The 23380-nt window shown below is 44.7% G+C and carries 19 protein-coding genes and 2 tRNA genes; 2 read left to right on the top strand and 19 right to left on the bottom strand.

Annotation, left to right across the window (positions count from 1 at the left end; genetic code table 11):
• Positions 1–156: 156 nt before the first annotated feature.
• The 5 genes from MmiAt1_RS05000 to MmiAt1_RS04980 form a co-directional block, all read right to left on the bottom strand.
• Positions 157–990 (bottom strand): energy-coupling factor transporter transmembrane component T family protein, encoded by an 834-nt coding sequence (locus MmiAt1_RS05000; protein WP_318785792.1) that lies wholly within the window; start codon positions 988–990, stop codon positions 157–159.
• The gene (locus MmiAt1_RS04995) at positions 947–3178 is read right to left on the bottom strand and encodes an ABC transporter ATP-binding protein (RefSeq protein WP_318785791.1); all 2232 of its coding nucleotides are present in this window, start codon (positions 3176–3178) and stop codon (positions 947–949) included. Before MmiAt1_RS04995 ends, MmiAt1_RS05000 begins: the two co-directional genes overlap by 44 nt.
• 168 nt (positions 3179–3346) lie before the next feature.
• Entirely contained in the window at positions 3347–4969 is a 1623-nt protein-coding gene (locus MmiAt1_RS04990) for a class I adenylate-forming enzyme family protein (RefSeq protein ID WP_318785790.1), read from the bottom strand.
• A 364-nt stretch (positions 4970–5333) separates the two neighbouring features.
• The gene (locus tag MmiAt1_RS04985; RefSeq protein ID WP_318785789.1) at positions 5334–5783 is read right to left on the bottom strand and encodes an N-acetyltransferase; all 450 of its coding nucleotides are present in this window, start codon (positions 5781–5783) and stop codon (positions 5334–5336) included.
• A 106-nt stretch (positions 5784–5889) separates the two neighbouring features.
• A tRNA-Arg gene (locus MmiAt1_RS04980) sits at positions 5890–5962 on the bottom strand.
• 529 nt (positions 5963–6491) lie between these two features.
• On the opposite strand from MmiAt1_RS04980, the gene MmiAt1_RS04975 reads away from it, so the two are divergent.
• Positions 6492–8183 carry a right-handed parallel beta-helix repeat-containing protein gene (locus tag MmiAt1_RS04975; protein WP_318785788.1) on the top strand — a complete coding sequence of 564 codons (1692 nt, stop codon included), beginning with the start codon at positions 6492–6494 and terminating at the stop codon, positions 8181–8183.
• Positions 8184–8512: 329 nt separating this feature from the next.
• Here MmiAt1_RS04975 and lysA read toward each other — a convergent pair whose 3' ends face one another.
• The 10 genes from lysA to MmiAt1_RS04925 form a co-directional block, all read right to left on the bottom strand.
• Positions 8513–9775: a diaminopimelate decarboxylase gene (lysA, locus tag MmiAt1_RS04970; RefSeq protein ID WP_318785787.1), complete on the bottom strand. Its 1263-nt coding sequence runs from the start codon at positions 9773–9775 to the stop codon at positions 8513–8515.
• A 211-nt stretch (positions 9776–9986) separates the two neighbouring features.
• On the bottom strand, positions 9987–10415 hold the full coding sequence (locus MmiAt1_RS04965; RefSeq protein WP_318785786.1) for a GNAT family N-acetyltransferase: 429 nt from the start codon (positions 10413–10415) through the stop codon (positions 9987–9989).
• Between the two features lie 142 nt (positions 10416–10557).
• Positions 10558–10635: transfer RNA gene (locus tag MmiAt1_RS04960), tRNA-Pro, on the bottom strand.
• A 204-nt stretch (positions 10636–10839) separates the two neighbouring features.
• The gene (locus MmiAt1_RS04955) at positions 10840–11160 is read right to left on the bottom strand and encodes a hypothetical protein (RefSeq protein WP_318785785.1); all 321 of its coding nucleotides are present in this window, start codon (positions 11158–11160) and stop codon (positions 10840–10842) included.
• Positions 11150–11614, bottom strand: a complete 465-nt coding sequence (locus MmiAt1_RS04950; RefSeq protein ID WP_318785784.1) for a hypothetical protein — start codon at positions 11612–11614, stop codon at positions 11150–11152. The genes MmiAt1_RS04955 and MmiAt1_RS04950 overlap by 11 nt, the downstream gene beginning before the upstream one ends.
• A gap of 290 nt (positions 11615–11904) precedes the next feature.
• Positions 11905–12606, bottom strand: a complete 702-nt coding sequence (pyrF, locus tag MmiAt1_RS04945; protein WP_318785783.1) for an orotidine-5'-phosphate decarboxylase — start codon at positions 12604–12606, stop codon at positions 11905–11907.
• Between the two features lie 17 nt (positions 12607–12623).
• On the bottom strand, positions 12624–13652 hold the full coding sequence (locus tag MmiAt1_RS04940; protein ID WP_318785782.1) for a deoxyhypusine synthase: 1029 nt from the start codon (positions 13650–13652) through the stop codon (positions 12624–12626).
• Between the two features lie 189 nt (positions 13653–13841).
• The gene (locus MmiAt1_RS04935) at positions 13842–14552 is read right to left on the bottom strand and encodes a hypothetical protein (RefSeq protein ID WP_318785781.1); all 711 of its coding nucleotides are present in this window, start codon (positions 14550–14552) and stop codon (positions 13842–13844) included.
• 95 nt (positions 14553–14647) lie between these two features.
• Complete coding sequence (locus MmiAt1_RS04930) at positions 14648–15214, bottom strand: LemA family protein (RefSeq protein ID WP_318785780.1); 567 nt, start codon at positions 15212–15214, stop codon at positions 14648–14650.
• 156 nt (positions 15215–15370) lie between these two features.
• Positions 15371–17212, bottom strand: coding sequence for a DUF2207 domain-containing protein (locus MmiAt1_RS04925; protein ID WP_318785779.1), 1842 nt, complete (start codon positions 17210–17212; stop codon positions 15371–15373).
• 126 nt (positions 17213–17338) lie between these two features.
• Between MmiAt1_RS04925 and MmiAt1_RS04920 the strand changes: the two genes are divergently transcribed.
• Entirely contained in the window at positions 17339–17977 is a 639-nt protein-coding gene (locus MmiAt1_RS04920) for a helix-turn-helix domain-containing protein (RefSeq protein ID WP_318785778.1), read from the top strand.
• A gap of 180 nt (positions 17978–18157) precedes the next feature.
• Here MmiAt1_RS04920 and MmiAt1_RS04915 read toward each other — a convergent pair whose 3' ends face one another.
• The 4 genes from MmiAt1_RS04915 to oadA form a co-directional block, all read right to left on the bottom strand.
• A complete protein-coding gene (locus MmiAt1_RS04915) occupies positions 18158–18826 on the bottom strand; it encodes a hypothetical protein (protein WP_318785777.1) in 669 nt (222 codons plus the stop codon).
• A gap of 80 nt (positions 18827–18906) precedes the next feature.
• Positions 18907–19881 (bottom strand): biotin--[acetyl-CoA-carboxylase] ligase, encoded by a 975-nt coding sequence (locus tag MmiAt1_RS04910; RefSeq protein WP_318785776.1) that lies wholly within the window; start codon positions 19879–19881, stop codon positions 18907–18909.
• Positions 19882–19985: 104 nt separating this feature from the next.
• Positions 19986–21482, bottom strand: coding sequence for an acetyl-CoA carboxylase biotin carboxylase subunit (locus MmiAt1_RS04905; protein ID WP_318785775.1), 1497 nt, complete (start codon positions 21480–21482; stop codon positions 19986–19988).
• Between the two features lie 13 nt (positions 21483–21495).
• Positions 21496–23250, bottom strand: a complete 1755-nt coding sequence (gene oadA, locus MmiAt1_RS04900) for a sodium-extruding oxaloacetate decarboxylase subunit alpha (protein ID WP_318785774.1) — start codon at positions 23248–23250, stop codon at positions 21496–21498.
• Between the last annotated feature and the right edge of the window lie 130 nt (positions 23251–23380).

The following is a 23380-nucleotide window of genomic DNA, read 5'->3' as shown; positions in this document are numbered from 1 at the left end:
TGGATTTTCAATTCTGTTAAAAAGAGAAACATCGTTTTTTAAATCAAATAAAATCCGAACTCCGTTTTTTGAATGAATGATTTTAACCCAAGGAATTGTTTTTCGGGGTTTATCGGGAGTTCGGGTTTGTTTGATTTTTCAAAACCGATGTTTGGGTTAAATCGGCAAAACCAATAAACCCAAAGCAATCGCCGCCATCAAAACAATAATTGCCAAAACCGCAGCAATCATCAAAATATCGGCAACCTTGTACGTGATTTTTCGTTTATTTTCCGACGCTTTCCGATACCCACGCATATCAATCGTCAATCCGAGCGTGTCGGCTTTTGACAAAGAATTGAGCATCAGCGGAAGCATCACGGGCCCGGTTTGCTTAACTTTACCGATCAAACCGCCGCCGGGGTTGTATCCTCTTGAAAGCTGCGCTTCATTAATCCGAACCCCTTCGCGCTGAAGCGTCGGAATAAAGCGAATCGCAATCAAAAACATCAAAGCGTAATCACTCGGAACGCGCAGAACGTAAAGCGCGTTGACAAGTTCACTCGGCTGCGTTGAAATGACCAGCATTTGGAATGATGAAATCAAAACCGCAAATCTAAGACTCATTGTCACGGCGAAGAGAATCGCTCCCGTCGTCACCGGAATATAGCCGTCACCGATCGGAATCAAATTAAAGAGCGTGTCCCCGTCTTTCATCGTCAGAACCGTCAGCAGAACCAAGAGAACGCTGAGAACGATTAAAATCGGGAGCTGTTTTAAGAGCGCTTTTCCGAGACCCGAAACCGCTGCAAGCGCGACAATAAAGACAATCATCGCCGCCAAAATGTATTGATTTTCAGTCATCACCGCCGCGATCAGCATGCCGACGGCAAAAATAATCTTTGTCATCGCATTCAGGCGATGGAACAAACCGTTGCCGGGCGTGTACTGCATAATGTCGTCCATTTCAGACACCTCCTTCGGATTCGGCATCGGAATGAGTTTTGTCAATATCGTCAGCCGCGCCGAGATCGGTTTCAAGGTTTTCGGTTTCGGCCAATTCAATATCGGTGCTTTCGATGATTTCGCCGGTCAAACGTTTTGATTTTTCACCAACGATATTTGTAATCTTGCCGCCGGCCATTTCAATAATCCTGTCGGCCGCAATTTCCGCGATTTTCGGGCTGTGCGTCACCATCAGAATTGTTTTTCCTTCGTTTCGGATCTTCATCAAAAGTTCCATGATTTCAAAAGATTCCTGCAAATCAAGTCCGGTCGTCGGCTCATCTAAAATCAAAATCGGCTGTCCCATTGCCAAGACACAAGCCAGCGCCAAACGCTGACGCTCGCCGCGGCTGAGGTAACGCGGATTGATGTCTTCCTTGTTTGAAAGACCGACTTCAAAAAGCGCTTTTGAAACCGCCGCCGAATCGTTTTTACCGATATTTTTCAAACCGAATTCGACTTCTTTCCGGCAGGTGTTTTCAAACAGCATCGTATCCGGATTTTGAAAAACCAATCCGACGTTTTCGGCAATTTCCGGAACGCGCATGCCGTCGATGTTTTTCCCGAAAATTTCAACCGCGCCCGATGTCGGGCGAAGCAAACCGTTCAAATGCTTAATCAAAGTCGTTTTCCCCGATCCGTTTTCTCCGACAACGGCAACAATTTCGCCGGCGTACAAATCAAGAGAAACAGCATCGAGCGCTTTTAAATTATTGCTGCCGTAAACATGAACCAAATTCCGGACCGATGCAATCGGTTTTTTTGAACTCGAATTTCTTGAACTCGAATCTTTTGAATTCGAATCTTTTGAATTCGACTCTTTTGAATCCGCTTCTTCATTTGCCAAATCTTTTGAAAATTCCGCTCTTTCAAAAGCCGGAATCATCGCCGTATCCTTAACGGGCTTGCCGTCATAAACGACTTTTCCGTGTTCCAATCGAATTTGGCGCGTCGCGTAATCGACGGTTTCATCCACCATATGCTCGACCAAAACAACGGTTTTGCCGCTGTCCGCCAATCCTTTCAAAACGGAATAAACCTGTTTTCGGGCATTCTTATCAAGCTCGGAAGTCGCCTCGTCCAAAACCAGAATCGGCGTTTCCTTTGAAAGCGCCGCCGCAAACGCAACACGCTGTTTCTGGCCGCCGGAAAGCGCGTGAGGCGCACGATCTTTGATCTCGCCCGTATTCGTCAGCGCGTACAAATGATTCAATTTCTCGGAAACTTCCGCTTCCGACAATTTCCTTGTTTCAAGCCCTGTTTTGATTTCTTCTTCAACCGTCGTGAAAATCAATTGCGCGTCGGCATCATCAAAAACCATGCCGACTTCAAGGCTGAGCTCTTCCATGTCTTTGTAATCGTCTGCATATCTGCCGCAAACAGTAATGTCACCCGAAACCGTTCCGCCGTAGGAATGTAAAATAATTCCCGTCACGGTTCGGCAGAATGTGGTTTTTCCGGAACCCGACGGACCGGTCACGACGACAAATTCGCCTTTTCCGATTTGAAGCGAAACATTGTCAATCGAAGGGTCCAATGCTGTTGGCTGAGTTGAGTTTTGATTATCTGCCGCTCCCGTTTGACCTTGTGCCGCGCCGTATGTAAAACTGACATTTTCAAGTCCGATGACTGTTTCAGGATTTGCCGGTTTGTCGTGTTTTCCTTTCAAAACCGGCTGCGTTTTTTGCATCACGGTTGTTGCCGGCATCGCAATCACCTGAACGATAATTGAATTAACAATCGTTGCGACAAGAACAATCGGTGTGAGCGAAATCGCAAACGAAAGCATCGTCGCAGGCGTTGCGTCTGTTGTTGCAATCATCACCAAGCAAGTGATTGCGACAAATGACAAACCGCTCGCAGGGGTTGCAATCGCTGTTGTAATTCCCGGCGCGAGTTTTGTCTTGTCTTTAATTATTTTGTAAACTAAAAGACAAACGAACGCGCCGATGGGCTCTGATATTAAATTTCCGAGCGGGAAAATGGAATGGCTGAAAACGGCGCAAATGATACCGGCAACCAATCCGATTCCGAGCGTTTCCTTGAACTTCGGGACCACCAAAATGATTGCGAGGCAGTAAAAAGCGATTGTCAGATTCGCGACAATCGCGCCCGGAATGAAAAGTGAAATGTATCTGGCAATAGCGCCCGCGGCAAGCAAAATGCCGACAAGCGCGATATCTCTGGATTTCATGTAAGATCTTAATTCCTAAAATGTTCCTTCATTTTAATTTTTAATTTAATGTTTTGAAATGAAATGAATTTGAAATGAATCGTAAAATTTCATAAGCGATGCTGTCCGATTTATTTAATGTTGAGATAACGAGTACAATTTATAATTTTTCAGATCTATTGGATTGTTTCAAAATTTGCTAGATCTGTTAACGTTTTGTCCATTGGTTCTTTCCATGTCATTAGTCGATGTTTTAAAAGATTGATTTTGAGAAGAGGGTGATTTAGTTTTCAAATATTCCTTCTCAAAATCTTCGATGTATTCGCTATATTTCTCGTTTAATATTTTTCTTGAAGTTTTCCATCCATTTATACGTGGAATTTCTTCAACTTCGAGGAAATCGACTGGAACTTTGTATTTTGCAAGTCGCGACTTTGCAAATACTGATATTGCTATTATTTGAGAAACATTTGATTTGTATTTGATTGCAGCTATTGGTACTTCACCACGGTGGGGATGTGGGTAACTAAATACTGCAACATCTTCAACATTTTCACATTCTAACAAAGCATCTTCGACTTCCGTCGGGTAAATTTTCCAGCCCGACATGACAATCATATCTTTTTTCCGGTCCGTCAGACAAAGGCGTAAATCCGCATCCAAATAGCCGATGTCGCCGGTCAAAAACCAGCCGTCGGCTAAGAAAACTTGCTTCGTCTCTTCCGGCATGCCGTAATATCCTTTGGCGACAGCAGGCCCGCGAAGCGCGATTTCGCCGATTTCGCCCTGTTCAAGTTCGCGGTTGGGATCGTTTTCATCAACAATTTTGACTTCCGAGAAGCAAACAGGATGTCCGACGCTTTGGAATTTGTCGGCGGTCGCGTAATCGACCGGACGAATGACGGTTCCCGTTCCGATCACAATCGTTTCGGAGAGACCGTACGCGTTGACGACGGGAATGTTGTAGCGGTGGTGGAATGTTTTCCAAATTTCATTGTGAAGCGGGCCGCCGCCGGAAATGATTTCGCGGACGGTTTTGACGCGCTCTTCCGTTCCTTCGGGGCAGTTGACAAATGAATGAATCACCGGCGGCATTCCGGAAAGTGCCGTCACTTTATGCGTTTCAATCAAATGCAAATAATTCTCAAGCTCGAAGCGCTCCATCATGATGTAAAGCGCGCCTGAGCGAAGCGCCGCGATGCCCCAGCTGAGACCGACATGCCCCATCGGATAAATGCCCAAATAAACATCGGATTCGACGAATTCCATGACGTCGACTTCATTGGAAATCGCGGCCAGCCAGTTGCCGTGCGTGAGCATCGCGCCTTTGGGCTTTCCGGTCGTCCCCGACGTGTATTGAATCTGACACAAATCTTCGGGATCCGTTTCCGTCGGCAGCAGAATCGGATGATTTCTCATCTCTTCAATGCCGGCCGGAACCAAAATTGAAAACGATGAATTTTCTTCATCAAAAGAATCAACGCCGTCCTCATCTGTAATCACCAAACGGACGCCGGCGTTTTGAATCATATAATCCAATTCAAATTTCGTGTAAACGCGGTTTGTCGGAACGGCAACGGCGCCGATTCTCCAAATCGCGAAATAAGAAAACAAATATTCGGGAGAATTGTTCAAATAAATCAGAACACGATCGCCTTTTTCGATTCCTTTTTCTTTCAGCTTCTCCGCCAATCCCGAAGCAATCGAAAGAATTTCTTCCGAATTGTAATATGTCCCCCGCTCGGGGCAATGGAAGACATTTTTTGACAGGCGGCGCATGTTTGCGTCCAAAAAGGTTGTAATGTTTAACATAATACGATGTCCAATTGATTTCTATAATGGACAAATATGTGCATCGTATATAAATATTATGTTTTTCCCTCTTTAATCGGCAAAACCGATTGCCTGTTTTCATTGATTTTCAAATTTGTGCGGTTCGCGCGCGGACGGCGGCAGTTCCGACAGCGGCGGCAAAGGAATCAACAAGCCGGAAAAAACGCAAACGAAACGACTGTGTTTAAAAAATAAAGAAATAAACGAAAATGAAAATGAACGAAAATAAAGAAATAAATGAAAGTGGAAATGAGTGAAATGAATGAAATGTAAAAAATGAATGAAATGAAATTGGACGATGTAAAAAATGATAAAAATGATTAAAATAAACAAAAAATCGAATTCAAATGTCTTTGATTAAAGAAATTGAATTGCAGTCGGGATATTTGGAACAATTGACACAGTCCGCCCAGATTTTCCACGGCAGCTCTTCGCGTTTGATTTCTTCAAATCCTTTCTTTTTGAAAAAGTCGGGACTGCTGGTCAAAACAAACAATTTGCCGAGACCGACCGTTTTGGCATCCTCGATGCAGGCGTCCAAAAGAAGCGAGCCGTTGCCTTGGCGCGTGAAAGGTTTGGAAACGGCGAACGAAACGACTTCGCCCAAATCTTCCCAATCCGGATGAACACCGCAGCAGCCGATGACTTTCCCGTCATGTTCCATAATGACAAAATCACGGATATTCGTAAAAAGGCTGTCTAACGAACGCGGAAGCATACAGCCCTCCGTCGCGTAGGAATTGATTAATTCCTTCATTTGAAAAACGTCACTCATTTTTGCTTTTCGAATCACAGCACCACTCCGGCGAATTATCGAATGTCAAATCATCTGAGAGAATAAAAAACAATCGGTAATGTCTGCTTTGAAATGACAAAACCAAAGAGAGAAAAATAAAAAGCGAGCGCGGGAGGATTCGAACCCCCGGCCTGCAGCTTAGGAGGCTGCTGCCATATCCGCTAGGCCACGCGCCCGAAGTGAACGATTTTTAATGGTTTGTTTTGCATATTAAGATTGTGTCTAAGATTATGTTTGATCGGGTCTGATTGTGTCTAAGATGTGTCATAAAGTATGCCTAAGATTGTGTCTGATTGTGTCTAAGATGTGTCATAAAGTATGCCTAAGATTGTGTCTGATTGTGTCTAAGATGTGTCATAAAGTATGCCTAAGATTGTGTCTGATTGTGTTTAAGGTGTGTCATAAAGTATGTCTAAGATTGTATCTGATTGCGCCGGCAATTGTATTTAATTGTATAAACAATGCGTTTTTGAAGAAATACCGATTCTCATTTGTCATGTCAATACATACTTTTTTTGACTTCAAATATTTTTATATACATTTTACTCATTCCTATAATTAACAATGTCGGATTTATGCCGATATTCATCTTGCTTACTTATCGTTTAATCAGTTTTAACCGATTTTAATAAATTCGTATTTTACACGAAAGGGATTAAGATGTCTTCCAAAATCATAAAAACACTCGTTTTATCGGTGTTGATTTTGCTCTTTCTCACCGGCGCTGCCGCTGCTCAGGAATGGACAGTGACGGCAGCCGGCGACAAAGACAAAGTGAATGCCAGCCAGATTAATACCGACAATATGACGCTTCGAGAAGCGCTCATCAAAGCCAATTCAGGTGACACGATCGTTTTTGCCGGCAACATCACTGAAGTGAACTTGATGTACGGGACCTTGAATATTTCCAAAGATCTGACCATCGGCGGCGGCTCCAAAGTCACCGTCAAACGCGACTCCAGTCCGGTCACTCAAGACATGACGATTTTTACGGTCACCGGCGGAAATGTTGTTTTCAGACAACTGACGCTTGAAAACGGTTACACAATGAACGGCACCGGCGGCGCTGTTTTGATTGACCGCGCCAACGTGACTTTCGAGTCTTGCGTCATTCAAAAGAACAAAGCCGATATCGGCGGTGCGATTTATGTTGCAAACGGAAGCAATGTCAATCTTTCATCCACTTCTGTTTACAAAAACAATGCCACGACAGACGGCAGCGCCATTTATGTCAAAAGCGGAAACGTTGACCTCTCCAATGTTGTGATTGACGGACATTCCGACAAATACAACACCATCAAGTTGGACCAGGGAAAAATCACAGGTTCGCAAGCACGCATTTCCAACAACACTGTTTCTTCGAAAGGAAGTACGCTGAACGCATCTGCCGGAACAGCTGTTGAATTCAAGTACAGCACATTCTCCAAGAACACCGCAACGGAAAGCGCCGGCATCACTGCTTACGGCACATTGCTCGTTGAAAACTGTGTCTTTGACGGCGGCGTGACCTCCGGAAGCGGCGGCGGTATTGCTTTGAAGAACGGTTCTGTCGGAACAATCAAATATTCCGTATTCTCAAACGCAAATGTCACGGATGATGGCGGCGGCGTTCATGTCGATGTCGGTTCAACCGCGACGATTGACACCTGCACATTTATCAACAACATCGCCAACTACGGCGGCGCTTTCTTCAACCGCGGAACTTTGAACGTGACTTCAAGCACGGCTGTCAACAACACGGCTAAATTCTTCGGCGGCGCTGCTGCTTTTTGGAATGACGGCAAAGCAACGATGACCAAAACCATCCTTGCCGCCAACACGGCCAAGTCCAACAACACTGCAAAAGATGTCGGCGGCGGCGGTCTGAACATTTCAAACAGTGAGGCAACAATCTCCAACAACGTGATTGTCGGAAACACCGACCCGAGAGAGATTGATTTCGGCGAAGGAAACGCAACTGTCAGAAGCGGCGGCAGCAATCTTGTCGGAACGTACAGAGGAACCGGCAGATTCCCGATTGAAGCGACCGATGTCGCAGGCATTCAGATGAGCGATGTTTTCGTCATTGAAAACGGTCTCCCCTCAATGACCAAATCCACGGGATACACAGCAGGCGCCGACAAAGTGCAGGTTTACACCGCTGCTTTAAACAGCAGCGCAAACAACCCCGCAGCAGACGTTCTCGGCGAATCCGGCGGCCAAACGCCGGCCCCGGCGCCCGAGCCGTCCGAGCCAGGCACCAACGTAACGCCGGAGCCGGAAACGCCTTCCACCGGATGGACGAGCTGGAAAATTCTGACATACGGCGCAATCGCTCTTGTTCTTTTGATCGTCATCGCAGTCGCAGTCATTGCTTACCTGAGATACAGAGAAAAGAACCAGTACAAGTTCGGTTAATTTAAAAAATTGAAATTCGTTAACGGTTGAATTGAAATCAGCCGTTAACTTTTTTTGTTTTTCTTTTTTGTTTATTTTTGTCTGTCAATCATTTCTATTTTTTGCCCATACCGTTTGCTTTGCTGCTGTCTGCTGCCCGCGCGCGAGTGACACAATTTTTAAAAAATAATCAAAGAAGAAAGTCGGATTTTAAAAACAAAGACGGCAAGAGCCGGAGATGAATGAAATTAAAAAAAGAAAAAAAGTGAAAAAGAATAAAAAGGAATAAAAAAGAATGAAAAAGAATAAAAAAGAAAAGAAAAAAAGAAATTGAAAAATCATTCTCTTCTTTATTTAAATGATTTCAATCCTTCAAAATCCAATGTTGCGAAATAGTCTTCAATTGTTTCCGCTCTTCTGATTTTCAAAATGCTGCGGTCATTTCTTAAGAGAAGTTCGGCGGATTTGAGTTTTCCGTTGTAATTGAATCCCATGGCAAAACCGTGTGCGCCCGTGTCGTGAATGACGAGCAAGTCGCCGCGCTCGACTGCGGGAAGCATTCTGTCAACGGCGAATTTGTCGTTGTTTTCGCAAAGCGATCCGGTCACATCATATTTGTGATCGGCAACGGCCTTTTCTTTGCCGAGAACGGTAATGTGGTGATAGGCGCCGTAAATGCCGGGACGCATCAGATTTGCCATGCAGGCGTCTGTTCCGACATAATCTTTGTAAATGTGCTTCATGTGACGGACTTCCGTGACAAGGTAGCCGTAAGGCCCGGTAATCACGCGGCCGCATTCAAAGTAAACATTCGGCCGGGCGATTCCGGCTTCTCCGATTGTCTCTTCATAGGCTTTATTTACGCCCGCGGCAATCGCGTCAAACGAAACGCGTTCCTGGTCGGGACGGTAAGGAATACCGATGCCGCCGCCGAGGTTGACGAATTCAAAGTCAATGCCGAGATTTTTGGAAATTTCAACAATCACTTCAAACAAAATGCGCGCGGTTTCAACAAAATAATCGACGTTGAGCTCATTTGAGGCGACCATCGTATGAAGACCGAAGCGCTTGACACCCTTTTCTTTGAGCATTTGGTAGCCCTCAAAAAGCTGCTCGCGCGTAAACCCGTATTTCGCTTCTTCCGGCTTTCCGATGAGCTCGTTGCCGCCTTTGAGCGGTCCCGGATTGTATCTGAAGCAAACGATGTCGGGAAGTCCCGCAACTTCTTCGAGATATTCGATGTGCGAAATGTCATCCAAATTGATGATTGCGCCGATCTCTCTTGCTTTTTTGAACTCTTCCGCCGGCGTATCGTTGGAGCTGAACATGATGTTTTCGCCCGTGATGCCCGCTTTTTCAGCGAGAAGGAGTTCCGGTAAAGAACTGCAGTCGGCGCCGAATCCGTGTTCGGCAAGAATTTTTAAAATGTAAGGATTCGGAAGCGCTTTGACCGCGAAGAATTCTTTGAACCCGTTGATGATTCCGAAAGATTTTTTCATGTCTTCGGCGTTGTCGCGAATCGCTTTTTCATCGTAAATGTGAAACGGCGTGGGATACGTTTTGATTATTTCTTCGATTTCCTGTTTTGTAAAGGGGAGTTCTTTTGAAACCATAATGAGCCTCTGAATTTAGATTTTTAATTTAAATTAAGTGAACTCGGGTATGTTTGAATGATATTTATTTTTATTGAAACAAAAGAAGTTTCAATATGAATCAACGGCATTCAAAAAGTATTAATAAAAAGTGATTTAATGAATCATTAACAGAACCTGCTCGGCCTCTCATTGATGCACACTTGGAGCGGGTCATTCTTTATTTTTGGATTCAATCAATAAATCCCTTTTCAAGCGCCGCTTCCACATCAATAAACCGGCACATTCCTGTTTTGGAATGCCGGAACCCGAATTTGTGATAAAATTCTTCTTTTCCGGGCGTTGCGTAAAGAATGATGTTTTTGTCTTCTTCGCCTTCCGTCAGAAGTTTGACAATCATTTTGCCGATTCCTTTCCCCTGAGAATCAACATCGACCGCGACATCATAAATGACACTCTGATAAGCGAAATCCGAAAGCAAACGGCCGCAGCCGATGAGGATGTCGCCGTGGAAAATAAAAATCACTTTTGCGCTGTTTTCAAACGCTTTTTGGTGCAGCTCGACATCGAATGTTGTCATGTCCGTCCGTTTCAGCAGACATTTCACATCGTTCCAGTCGATGCCCTTTGTATCCTTTTGTATGGTCAAGTCCATGAACATAAAAATCCCCGAGAGATAAAAGGCGCTGATGGTTTATAAAATTTGTAATACGGCAATGGTCGATTTTTAAGAAAAACAGAAGTTATCGGCATTGAAACTTTTTTAAGAAAAGAATGATTCAGAAACAAGATAAAATAAGGTATGGTGGGGCTGCTGAGATTTGAACTCAGGTCGCAAGACCCCCAGCCTTGCAGGATGGACCAAGCTACCCTACAGCCCCATTTGAGGTCAATTTACTTTAAAAAAGCAAGTGTAAAAACCGTTTTTATTATATAAAGGTTTCAATCGGAATGATTGGAAATACTCGGAAATCGGCGAAAAAGTATAACATTTAACGTTTATATTTAGCGCCTTCATTAAAAAAAATGATTTGTCGGCTGTTTTGAGCCTTATTTTTCAAATCATAAATATTTCAAATCACAAATTATTCGATTTCATCCGCTATTTTTGAATCAATAATCTTTAATTCGTTCACATAAAGTTCAGCCAAATCTTTTTCTTTGAGAGGACAATCGATGAATAATTGATATTGTTCTTTTGTTAAATGCATTTGATTTCGGATTTTATTTTCCAGATAAGGCGTTATCTCCCGCGCTGACCGACCGGAACTTCCGTGACTTGTTTTTGTTCTTATATTCGTTCGAATCCCGTCGAGATAAAAATAATAAAAATTGTGATCGCCGGACTTTTTTTGGAATCCTTTTTGTTCAAGGAGATGTTCAAAAACGCGTGTTTTAATCGCCATCCTTTGCCCCCAAATATTTTAAAAGAAGTTTTTTGTAAAGCCGGGAGCTTTCAGACAATTCGGCTTCATCTTCCAAAACATAATCATTCCAAAGAACCGAAAGCTGCAGTTCAAGTTCTTCTCTTGCTTTTTTCAAATCCTCGCCGTAAGAAAAGATGTCAAAAAGATCATTCTCCATGAAATACATTCCATCTTCGCGGGCAATTTTAAAAGGAATCGGAATTAATATTTTCAATCGAACACTTTGGTTTAAAAATGAATCCAATAAGAAATCATCTGTCCGGCTGCTTTCATTTTCATTGCCCATATTATTCATCTTTAGAATCGGATTTGTTTCGTTGATTTGATATGACGATCTAAGATTTACTTTTTTTGGATTGCTGCTGTCAGATTCAACGGAATCTGTTTTAGCGGCAGGATGAAACAAATCAGAAATTACGCTTTTTAATGTCATTTACAAAAGACTGATCATCCTGTTATTTTAAAATTTTTAATATTTTATAAAATAATCAAATTTTTCAAATAAAAATCGAACAAATACAATTCAAAAGTATAAACAAATAAATAAAAAAGAATCGGACGAGGATTAAAAAATCAAATCAACAATTAAAACTGCAAATCAAAATGCCTCAGAACTCATAGGGCTCATCATAAAATCAGCTGAAATTCTCATCATTGGCATTTTGATTTTCTAAAAACGGAATGAATTTTTAAAAAATGAAACAAATTTAAAATTCAAAAATTTCAAATCAATTTTTCAATTTCAACCTTCACTTTCATCGCTTCGTCTCTCGGATTTTCGGCGTTGTAGATACTGCGCCCCACAATCACCCAATCCGCTCCCGCTTTAATCGTATCGGCCGCGCTTCCGCCCTGAGCGCCGACGCCGGGTGAAATGATTTTCAAATCGCCGCCGATTACGGCGCGAAGTTCTTTCACACGCTCCGGCCGTGTCGCGGGTGCAACGATTCCGAACGCATCTGATTTTTTGGCAAGCGCGGCAATTTCTTTGGAAACGTCATCCGTAAAGAAATGATCGCCGCCGGGATGACTCATTTCGGAGACGACAAAAACTTTGCCGCCGAATTCGTCTGCCGTTTTCACGCATTCCGTCAAGCTGTCCGGACCCGTAAATCCCTGGACGATAATTGCGGCGCAGCCGGCTTTGAAAACATGTTCGCAAATCAAACGGTCGGTGTTCGGAATATCCGCCACTTTAAAATCAGCGATGACGGGCGCATATTTTGAAAGCTTTGAGGCAATCTGAAGACCGGTTCCGAGAACAAGCGGGTAGCCGATTTTAACGGCGTCAATCAATCCCGAAACCTCGGACGTGATTTCAAGTGCGCTTGCCTCATCCGTCACATCCAGCGCCAAAATAATACCGGTTTTTCTTTGAAATACAGTTGCATTTGCATTTGAATTTGCATTTGTGTCTGAACTCATCTTGTATTCCTCTCCCCTCAGTCCGTCGGATAAGTCAATCCGTCTTTGTCGGCCTCATTTTTCTTTTCCGCCTGTTCCGCTTGGCCGGCCGCCTTCTTCTTCAGCCGGGATCTGGCGGCTGCAACCATCAGCGGAAGCGTAATCGTCGCATCGGAATAAACCGTCACCGTTTTCGACTCGGCGTTCACTTTGCCCCAGGAAACCGCCTCGTCCAAAGTCGCGCCGGAAAGGCCGCCCGTCTGCGGCGTGTCCATCGTCAGCTGAATCACATAATCAAATTCGCGCGGTGTGACAAGCATCGTCTGAAGCGTGTAATTTTTCGGAACGCCGCCGCCGACGAAAACAGCGCCGGCTTTTTCCGCTTCCCAGCAAATGTCCATCAAATCGTGCATGTCGCCGAGCGCGTCAATCACAAGCGGATTGGTTTCTTTGTAAAGCCAGGCCTGAAGACCAATCACAGAGTCCGGAAATGCCGGACAGTAAATCGGAACGTTCATGTCGTACGCCGCTCTCAAAATCGAATCCGGATTGTCAATATGCTTTCCCATGTGGCGCATGAATTCAACAATCGAAACCGGTTTTTCCGTCGGAAGCTCCGCAATGATTTCCTGCATGAATCCTTCGAAATCTTCAAAATGGTTATCGGGAAGATAAACATCATAAATGCGGTCAATGCCTTCTTCTCTGAGTTCCACATCATTTGCCGTGTCATCGCCGACATAATGCGGCATGTAAAGCCCTTCAAGCGCGTCGTGCACCATATTTGCGCCGGTCGTGATCAGCACATTGATATGGCCGTCGCGGATCAGATCGGCGATGATTTTGCGCATACCTGCCGGAACCATGGCGCCTGCGAGGCCGAAAAATTTGACCGTTTTCTCATCCGAAAGCATTTCCGTGTAAATGTCGGCCGCTTTTCCGATACGGCGTGCGCCGAATCCGCAGCCGGACAAGGCTTTGACGAATTCATCCAAATCCATGTCCGCCGTAATTTCCGCCGGCACAATCGGTTTGACCAGTTTGCTTTGACCTTCCGTAATATGCATAATTTTCCTCTGAAATTTAAAAATGATTGAAAAAAAGTATTAAAAAGATATAAGAAAGAATTAACGAGCCAAACAATTTAAATTAACCGATTGGGAAACGGATTGGGAAAACGATTGAGAAACAATCGGGAAGCAATTGAGAAAAATCGGGAAGCGATTGAGAAACGATTGAAAAAACATGAACCGAATTTATTCCGCCGATTCGAATTTTTTCAAAAACGCTTTTGCAATTTTCCGTGTTTTCGGACTGCCGCCGTTTTGATTTTCTTCGGCGAATTCAATCAATTGTTTTTTGTTCCCGTAACTTTCGTAAAACGAACCGAAGACGGTGATTGCCGTTCCCGCCAAAAACGAATTTTGTCTTTCCGTCCGCTTTCCCCGGCGAATCGAATCAATGATTGCCGAAACAATCTTTCCGGAAAGCTCGGGCTTGTAAACACAAATCAGCGCACAATTCTGAATGCAAAAATCAGCGGTCATAAACTTGACATCATGCAACGGCAGCAAATAATCGTCAATGCATTTATTCATTTTATTTCCCGTGTCAGCTTTTGAAAGTCTTGCCAAAATCGAAAGCGCGAAATTGCGGTGGTAAGAATTTTTGTGTTTCAGAAGTTTTTCAATATCATCCCAATATTCATACATCAAATCAGGAAAAGATTCGGCCGCCGCTTCCGCAATGTAATAGCAGTGATAATAAACCATGATATGCTTATGATTCAGCATTTCACGGACAGCAAAATCGCGGAATTTTTGGTCGGCCGCTGCTAAATCCGTAAAATAAGAGAGATTGAAATTCGGATCTGAAATTTCTTCCAAAAGCTGTTCTCTTTTCTTTTCATCCATGTTATCGTTTCCGAATTGATGCGCCGGCCGCGCGCGAGCGGCACAAATTTTCAAAAATACTTCAATGCCCGCTCCGTTTTTGAAAAGTTAAAAAGTCAAAAATGAAAAATCAAAAATAAAAAAGAAATGATTTTGCAAAAAATGCAAAATCAGAACTGAACTTTCGGTGCTTCCCTGACTTCATCGGGTCCGGCGTCGAAAAGTTCTTTTTTCTCAAAACCGCCGATTTTGGCAACAATGTTTCTCGGAATGGTCTGAATTTCATTGTTGTATTTTGTGACGGTGTCATTGTAAAACTGACGGGCGTAAGCGATTTTGTCTTCCGTGTCTTTCAATTGCTTTTGAAGATCCTGGAAGTTTGTGTTCGCTTTCAAATCCGGATAATTTTCCGCAACGGCAAACAAGCTTTTCAAAGTGGACGTCAGCATGTTGGACGCTTCCGCTTTGGCGTGAGGCGATGTCGCGTTCATCGTTGCGTTGCGCGCGGCAATCACATTCTCCAGCGTTTCTTTTTCATGGCTTGCATACCCTTTCACGGTTTCAACCAAATTCGGAATCAAATCATATCTTCTTTTCAATTGAACGTCAATCTGACTCCAGGCGTTGTCAACAAAGTTTCTGCTTTTGACCAATCCGTTGTACATCGCGGCAAGCACCGCGAGGATGATCAAAATCAAAACGATGACAACAATTGCAATAATTGTTCCGGTTTCCATTTTTTTGTACTCTCCTTTATTTTGTATCTTTTATTGTACCCTTTTTTACTTACTTTTACGATTACTGAATGATTCAAACCCACCTGTGCCTTTTACTTGGTGTTTCTGATTTTTATATTCATCTGTTGTTTCATTGTGTTTGAATCAGTAAAGATTTCAACGGGCGCCTCCAAAGCCGCCGCCGAATCCGCCGCCGATTCCGCCGCCGCCCATGCCGCTGCCCGGGCCGCCGCCGCCGCTGCTTTGCGGTGTCGAAGACGAATATGCGCTTCTCATTCCGGTGTAGAAGAACGGATAATAATAAACATAAGCGAACCGGCTTCCCTGAATGCCGCCCGAAGGCATCGCAAGATTCATGTTCTTCAATGCTTCATCGGCAACGCCGAGCGCCATCGCATAAACGATATAATGATCCCAGATAATCACCGATGCCGGCGGATATTGTTCAATCAGAGAATAATCGGTCAGATATTTTTCAAAGTTTTTCCATTTCAAATAGAAAACGCGGCCGTCATCCGTCCAGCGCCCCATTGATTTTTTGAAAACAATCGGATAAACAATTAAAGCGATTCCTAAAATCCCGCTGAACAGACACATCAAAGTGGCTGTTGACGTCAGCGGATAGTAAATGGAAGGCGCAAGCATTTCAGAAATGAAATACATCAGAATGGATTCAATAATCAGAACAATGCCGAGACTTCCGATTAATTTGTTTCCTTTGCTGTCGAAATAATCATCAAAACGCGACTGTTTTTCAACATCCGCGTTCCATTTGTTCAAGAAGTTGTAGAAGGAATCGTTTGAGCCCAATTTCTTCTGGAAATCTTTCCAATCAATTTCATCATTGACGGCATACCTTCTCAAGAAGTGATACACGTCGGATTCAAATTTTTCAAGGCCGGAATCCGCCGGTTTTTCAAATTTCAAAACGACGATTTTTTTGTCTTTGCCGCGCCAATTTGTGCTGTCCGTTTCCCGGATTGATAAATAATCACGGTCAACCAAACTCATAATTGTTGAAACAAACGCATCCATACTCGGTTTGCCGTGTCCCGTAATAATTGCATTGACCATTGCCGGTTTCGTATTTGTCGGAATGTTGCGCTCATACAGCGCATTGTAAGCGACTTTCGGCTCTCTGCCGTGCTTCCAATAAATGTAAACAGCGCCGCCGATTCCTGCCAAAATAACAAGAAGCTGAATAAAAATGAATGCAACAGGATAGATCTGCTTTCTTTGATAGGCTTCTTCTTCCGCCATTATTTTTTCAAGGCCGTTTTCATTAATGATTGTCACATATCGGCTGTCGGGATTTTCCATTCGCGGGTACAGAATCCGAACGTCCATCCATGAATAGGCCGCCACATTTTCTTCCCGAATCGTTGTATTGATTGTCCGATATCCGGTTTCATTACCGCTGCCTGTATTGACCATCATGAATACAGGAGTCGGATGGCGGTAAATCAAATAGGATTCGTTTTCAAAAATATTCCCGTCAAGCGCGGTAATTGTGATGTTTGCTTCAAAAACGTCCGCCGCTTCACTCCATTGGTTGCTTCGGAGCATGTAATTGAATTCGGTGATATCGTTGTAAACATTCACGCCGCCGTAAATGTCGTATGAAAAGATAAAAGAAACATGTTTCGGATTCGGCTGCGGCAATTGCGCGGTAATTTCATAGCCGTCAGCGATTCGGTTGTAGTTAAAAGTTGAATTTTCATAACCGGATAAACGACCCGTGATATTATGAATCGTCGTGTTTTGGGCCTGAAGAATCACATAATAAACTTCTCGATATTCGTCTCCGGGGCTTGTTTCAAATGTGTATAACAATTCATGGGTGACATGCGTTACACCGTTTTCATCAACCGTAATGTCTGATTGAATCAGATCAAAGGAATACGATCTTGCCGCAGCGCTTGATGTCAGCAAAAGAAAAATTGCTAAAACGGTCAGCAAAATCAATATGATTTGCGATTTTTGACGTTCTTGACTCATGTTTTTTCCTCATTTCGGATTTGTTTCCAAAAGTAATGATTATATCTAAGTTTCTCAGATTAAAATAAATAAGATGTATCCCTATTTTCTTTAACTATCTATTTATCTTTTTACCGAGGTTAAACTATGGCGACAAAACCGACAACTTCTAAAAAACCGGCAAAATCCCCCAAAAAGGGCGGCCGGGCACCGAAAGAGGAATCTCAGACAGAAAGCACGCAAATGTTTGCGGCCGTTTCCAGTCAAATGCGTCAGCGCATTCTGCAGCTTTTGGCAATGGAAGACATGCATATTTCGGCAATTGCGCGCGATTTGGGCATTTCCGTCCCCGTTGCGTCCAAACACATCAAAGTTTTGGAAGAGGCCGGTTTAATTGAGAGAAAAATCTACGGCAAAACCCATGTATTCTCTTTACTGAAAAAGAATTTCACGGGCGCTTTTGATTCGTTCGCGCCGGTGAAACGTCTGGAAGTTGAAAAAGGAACGTCCTTGATGGAAGCATTTAAAACCGTCTCGGTCGTAGAAGTCAAAAACATTGACGGCAAAGACTTTATTGTCGCCGCCGACGGTGAAGAAGGCTTTTATTTGTATGAAGTCAACGGCAAACTCATCGACAAACGGGCCGAAGATTTCATTTTAGAAGAAGACGCCGTTGTTGAATGGAAGCGGCTGGAACCGGTCACAAAGAAAAAGCTGATTGTTTCCGTTAAAAAAGAAGAAGATCAGAAAGAAAAAAGAAAAGGCTATTATGAAAGCCTGATTTGATTTATTTAATTATTTATTAATTTATTTTCTAATTATTTTTTTGGTTCCCGTCTCGGGTTCCATTTTTTGTTTTTATTTTTTTATATTTTGTTTTCATCGTTTTTATTTTTTGCTTTTATTTTTGCTTTTCATTTTGTTTTTCATTTGTTTTTTCATTTTTGCTCTTTCTACCTTCGTTTTTTATTTTTCATTTTCCAAAGAATCTTTAGAATTCTTTTTGCTTTTTTTGGGTTTCTTTTCTGAAAAAATCCGGATGATACAAACGGCAACCGCCGCCGCTCCGATCAGTATGATGATGTACAGCGGATTCATAAGATCCTGGCCGATATTGCTGCCGCCTTCCGGCGGTTTGGTGCTTCCCGGCGTTGACGGATCTTCCAAAACGGCGGTTTCCAGAACCCATTCCGTACCGTCCGACGGGAAAACATCTTCAAACTGATAAACATGCGAAAATCCGACAATGACCTGGGAATTGTTGAAATACATTTTATCCAGCGTCATCATTAAAACAATCAAATTGTCTTCGTCGGCTTTTCGATAACATTGGACCGTTTCACCTTCTTTGAGAATAACACTTCCGACCGAAACAGGCTTGCTGTGATTGTTATAAAATTCAACCAAAACACTGTCGGCGCCGAATCCTTTTAAGACGGCTTCATATCCCAGCTGAAACTTTTGAGTTTCGCCGTCGCGCAGAATCACGTATTCATCGGAAATCAGCGTTTTTGTTTCACTCTCGGCCGCGCAGGGCAAAAGCAAAGCAGCAGCTGCCAATACAAGAACAAAAAAAAGGACAGAATGCCGTTTCAAAAGCGGCATTAATCGGCTTGACAGGGGAATTCCGATCATTTCGTTCTCCGTTTTTATTGATTTTCAATTTTTTGACTTTGAATTATTTGATTGTTACGGTGCCGGTTCATAATTTCAAATTATTTTTTCGCGTACATACACCGCCCGGCGATGATTTCTTCGATTTCGCCGTCCGCTTTCTTCAGCAAAAGCGCGCCGGTTTTGGAAATGCCGACAACCGTTCCTTCGACGATTCTGTTGGGCATGTTGACCGTCACTTCTTTGCCGATCGTATCCGACAGCGCAATGATTTCGTCCATGATTTCATTGAACGGGCGCGTGCTGAAACGGATGTATTCCTGTTCCATTTCAAACAAAAGCTTCTGAAGGAACTCCACGCGGTCGATGCTTTTACCGCCTTCGTCGCGAAGCGTCGTCGAGTTTTCGCGCAAATCTTCGGGAATGTCTTTTAAACTCATGTTGGCGTTGATGCCGATTCCGATCACTACAAATTCAACGGTGTCAATTTCGGCTTCCACTTCCGTTAAGATGCCGGTGACCTTCTTACCGTTGACCAAAACATCGTTGGGCCATTTGATTTTGGCGTCAAAGCCGTATTGACGCATTGTTTTGGCAACGCTGAGCCCGAACGTCAATGTTAAGCGGGAGGCTGCGCTGAGCGCGATTCTGGGTTTTAAAATCGTTGAAAACCAGATACCGCCTTTCGGTGACGCCCATTGCCTGCCGAGACGGCCGCGGCCGCCGGTCTGCTGCTCCACAACGACAATCGTTCCTTCTTCCGCCGTCGGCGCAAGTTTCTTGGCGATATCATTGGAAGAGCCGGCCTCATCATAATAAAAAATATTTTTCCCGAAAAGCGTCGTCTTCAAACCCGAAAGAATTTCTTCGGGATAAAGCAGCTTGGGAACGGATTTCAAAACATAGCCCTTTTTCGGCGCAGATGTTATTTCATACCCGTCGTCTTTTAAGCCTTTGATGTATTTGCAGACCATCGTTCTGGAGATGCCGAGCTCTTTTCCCAGCTCTTCGCCCGAAATGGCCTTTCCGTTTGCGGCTTTAAACGCATTGATAATTTCTGATCTTTTGCTTTTCATCCCGAGTTTCCCCTGGTTTACAATTGCTTAGTAGCCTTACTTTCATTTCCAAGTTTATATAAATTTGGTTCTCGTTCAAACTTGACGGCTGTGTTTACAGTCGTTTATTTTTTGCCGCCTTTATTTTCAATCTCGGCAACACTGCTCATGTAACTGCTGACCGCTGCCGTAATTGCCGCAATGACAACTTCTTCGTTGTCCAGCGCCGAAGCAAGCGTCGCCCCTTTTTCAGAGTCGCGCTCCAAAATATCGCGAATCGCAGGAACAATGTTGTTGTCGTCAATAAACCGCGTCGACAAGTTTCCTTTTTTGAATTCTTCGTTTTCCATGACCGCTTTGTGGAACGGAATGTTGGTCGTCACGCCGATGACCACATATTCGTAAAGCGCGCGCTTCATACGCGCAATCGCTTCATCACGGTCTTCGCCGTAAGCGCACAGCTTGGAAATCATCGAATCATAATAAGGCGAGATCGTATATCCTGTGTGAACACCGCTGTCGACACGAATGCCCGGACCGCCGGAAGATCTGTATCTTCTGATTTTTCCGGGAGACGGCGCAAAGTCGTTGAGCGGATCTTCCGCGTTGATACGGCATTCAATGGCGTGGCCGCGGATGGACACATCTTCCTGCGTCATGCCGAGCTCAAAGCCGGCCGCGACACGAATCTGCGCTTTGACCAAATCAACGCCCGTAATCAATTCCGTAATGCCGTGCTCGACCTGAAGGCGCGTGTTGACTTCCAGGAAGTAGAATTTGCCGTTTGAGAAAATGAATTCCACCGTTCCCGCATTGGAATAGCCGACCGCTTTGGCCGCGCGGATCGCAGCTTCGCCCATTTCCTTGCGGAGTTCGGGCGTCATAATCGGCGACGGAGCTTCTTCAATCAGTTTCTGGTGGCGGCGCTGAATCGAACATTCGCGGTCACCCAAATAAATGACATTGCCGAATTTGTCGGCCATAATCTGAATTTCAATATGGCGCGGATTTAAAATATATTTTTCAATGAAAACGGAAGGATCGCCGAAAGCGGATCCGGCCAAACGCATTGTGGTTTCCAGCGCGTCTTTGAATTCTTCTTCGCTGTTGACGACGCGCATACCGATGCCGCCGCCGCCGGCAGACGCTTTAATCAAAACAGGATAGCCGATGTCTTTGGCAACCAGAATCGCTTCGTCGGCATCTTTGACCGCGTCTTCCGTCCCCGGAACGGTCGGAATGTTTGCCGCTTTTGCGATTTTACGCGACTCGATTTTGCTGCCGAGCTTGTCAATCACGTCGGCGGACGGACCGATAAACGTGATGCCTTCCTCTGCGCAGCGGCGCGCGAATTTTGAATTTTCCGAAAGAAAACCGTAGCCGGGATGAACCGCGTCACAGCCGGTCTGCTTGGCAACCTCAATGATTTTTTCCATGTTCAGATAGCTTTGACTGGCAGGTGCCGGGCCGACATAGGCCGCTTCATCGGCGTACATCGCAAAAAGCGCTTTGTTATCCGCATCGGAATAAACGGCAACCGTTTTAATGTCCATCTCACGGCAGGCGCGCATCACACGGATTGCGATTTCACCGCGGTTGGCAACAAGGATTTTTTGAAACATATTGTTTCACTCCTTATTCGATAATCATCAAAGCGTCTCCGGCGGCAACCGTGTCGCCTTCCGCAACGATAATTTCCTTGACAACGCCGGATTTCGGCGCGTTGACGGCGTTTTCCATTTTCATGGCTTCAATCACGCAGATGGTGTCGCCCTCGTTGACTTGTTCGCCGACTTTTGTTTTGATGGAAAGAATCATGCCCTGCATGGAGCTGGTCACGGCGCCGGGCGCATTGGCCTTGGATTTCTTTTCATCCTCTGACGGTGCCGCGCCGCCGGATTTGGATCCGTCCGCCGCGACAATGCTGTATCCGGTCGGCTCAACTTTGACATCAAAGACGCTGCCGTCCACTTCCACTTTGTATTCCGTCGGAACGCCGGAAATGCTGGCGCCGCCGGATGCGGGCATGCTGCAGCCGCAAACCAATTCTTCTTCGATTGCTTCGCCTTTCAGGAATTTCGGAGCGATTGCGGGGTATAAAATGTAAGTGAGCACATCTTCTTCGGATTTGGCGATGCCCATCTCTTCCGCTTCTTTCTTCATCTTTTCATATTCCGGCGGAAGCAAATCTCCGGGGCGGCAGGTAATCGGCTTTTCGTCGCCGATGATGAGCGAAATCATTTCCCCGGTCATCGGAACGGGTGTTTTGCCGTAATAGCCGCGGGCATAATCTTTGACTTCTTTGGGAATCACTTTGTAGCGCTCGCCCATGATGACGTTTAAAACGGCTTGCGTTCCGACAATCTGGCTGGTCGGTGTGACAAGCGGCGGGTAGCCGAGTTCTTCGCGGACGCGCGGCATTTCCGCCAAAACGTCCATATATTTGTCAAGCGCGTTCTGCTCTTTGAGCTGAGAAACCAAGTTCGAAAGCATGCCGCCCGGAATCTGGTACAAAATGACATTCGCGTCGATCGTTTCTGAAATCGGGTCGCAGATGGAGTTGTATTTGTCTTTCAGGTTTCTAAAAAACGGCGTAATTTCATTGAATTTCTCAAGAGAGATGCCGGAATCGTATTTCGTTCCCATGAATGAGGCGACCATCGCTTCTGTCGGCGGCTGCGAACTGCCCCAGCCGAACGGAGAAATGGCGGTGTCAATGATGTCCGCGCCGGCTTCAACAGCAGCGTAATACATAACAGGAGCCATGCCGGAAGTGCAGTGCGAGTGAACGCAGATCGGAATGGAAACTTCCTTTTTCATGCCGGAAACAATTTCGGATGCCGCTGCCGGTGAGAGCAGGCCTGCCATGTCTTTGATGCAAATGGAGTCGCAGTCCATTTCTTCGAGCTGCTTTGCCATTTTGATAAATGTCTCGGGGGTGTGAACGGGACTGATGGTGTAGCTGACCGTTCCCTGAACGTGCGCGCCGACTTTTTTGGCGGTTTTCACCGCGGTTTCAATGTTTCTGAAATCGTTGAGCGCGTCAAAAATTCTGAAAATATCAATGCCGTTTTCATGCGCTTTTGTCACGAATTTTTCAACGACATCGTCGGAATAATGGCGGTAGCCGACAAGGTTCTGACCGCGGAGAAGCATTTGCGCCGGCGTCTTTTTCATGCGCGATTTGATGTCTCGAAGTCTCTGCCACGGATCTTCATTGAGATAGCGGATGCATGTGTCAAAAGTTGCGCCGCCCCACATTTCAAGGGAATAATATCCGACGTCGTCCAACTGTTCAACAATATCCAAAATATCGCGGGTTCTCATGCGTGTCGCAATTAAAGACTGGTGTGCGTCACGAAGAGCGGTTTCTGTAATTTTAACGGCCATAATCTTCAGCCCTCCATAAATTTGATAAGAGATTTGAGTCAAAAATGACTCTCGTTTTTTCGTTTACATCTGTTCGGTTGCCTCTTTGGTAATAAATCCGCAAAAACAGGTTCGGTTCTTTAAAGTGGAA

The sequence above is a fragment of the Methanimicrococcus hacksteinii genome (assembly GCF_032714515.1).
In the GTDB taxonomy this organism is placed as follows: Archaea; Halobacteriota; Methanosarcinia; order Methanosarcinales; family Methanosarcinaceae; genus Methanimicrococcus; species Methanimicrococcus hacksteinii.
The sequence above is the reverse complement of the archived record's forward strand: the minus strand, read 5'-3'. Positions and strand labels throughout refer to the sequence as shown.

Excerpts from the sequence above, each read along its gene's own strand:
- MmiAt1_RS04995 (WP_318785791.1), bottom strand. The coding sequence starts at position 3,178 with ATGAAATCCAGAGATATCGCGCTTGTCGGCATTTTGCTTGCCGCGGGC.
- MmiAt1_RS04990 (WP_318785790.1), bottom strand. The coding sequence starts at position 4,969 with ATGTTAAACATTACAACCTTTTTGGACGCAAACATGCGCCGCCTGTCA.
- lysA (WP_318785787.1), bottom strand. The coding sequence starts at position 9,775 with ATGGTTTCAAAAGAACTCCCCTTTACAAAACAGGAAATCGAAGAAATA.
- MmiAt1_RS04965 (WP_318785786.1), bottom strand. The coding sequence starts at position 10,415 with ATGTTCATGGACTTGACCATACAAAAGGATACAAAGGGCATCGACTGG.
- MmiAt1_RS04955 (WP_318785785.1), bottom strand. The coding sequence starts at position 11,160 with ATGGCGATTAAAACACGCGTTTTTGAACATCTCCTTGAACAAAAAGGA.
- MmiAt1_RS04950 (WP_318785784.1), bottom strand. The coding sequence starts at position 11,614 with ATGACATTAAAAAGCGTAATTTCTGATTTGTTTCATCCTGCCGCTAAA.
- pyrF (WP_318785783.1), bottom strand. The coding sequence starts at position 12,606 with ATGAGTTCAGACACAAATGCAAATTCAAATGCAAATGCAACTGTATTT.
- MmiAt1_RS04940 (WP_318785782.1), bottom strand. The coding sequence starts at position 13,652 with ATGCATATTACGGAAGGTCAAAGCAAACTGGTCAAACCGATTGTGCCG.
- MmiAt1_RS04930 (WP_318785780.1), bottom strand. The coding sequence starts at position 15,214 with ATGGAAACCGGAACAATTATTGCAATTGTTGTCATCGTTTTGATTTTG.
- MmiAt1_RS04925 (WP_318785779.1), bottom strand. The coding sequence starts at position 17,212 with ATGAGTCAAGAACGTCAAAAATCGCAAATCATATTGATTTTGCTGACC.
- MmiAt1_RS04920 (WP_318785778.1), top strand. The coding sequence starts at position 17,339 with ATGGCGACAAAACCGACAACTTCTAAAAAACCGGCAAAATCCCCCAAA.
- MmiAt1_RS04915 (WP_318785777.1), bottom strand. The coding sequence starts at position 18,826 with ATGATCGGAATTCCCCTGTCAAGCCGATTAATGCCGCTTTTGAAACGG.
- MmiAt1_RS04910 (WP_318785776.1), bottom strand. The coding sequence starts at position 19,881 with ATGAAAAGCAAAAGATCAGAAATTATCAATGCGTTTAAAGCCGCAAAC.
- MmiAt1_RS04905 (WP_318785775.1), bottom strand. The coding sequence starts at position 21,482 with ATGTTTCAAAAAATCCTTGTTGCCAACCGCGGTGAAATCGCAATCCGT.
- oadA (WP_318785774.1), bottom strand. The coding sequence starts at position 23,250 with ATGGCCGTTAAAATTACAGAAACCGCTCTTCGTGACGCACACCAGTCT.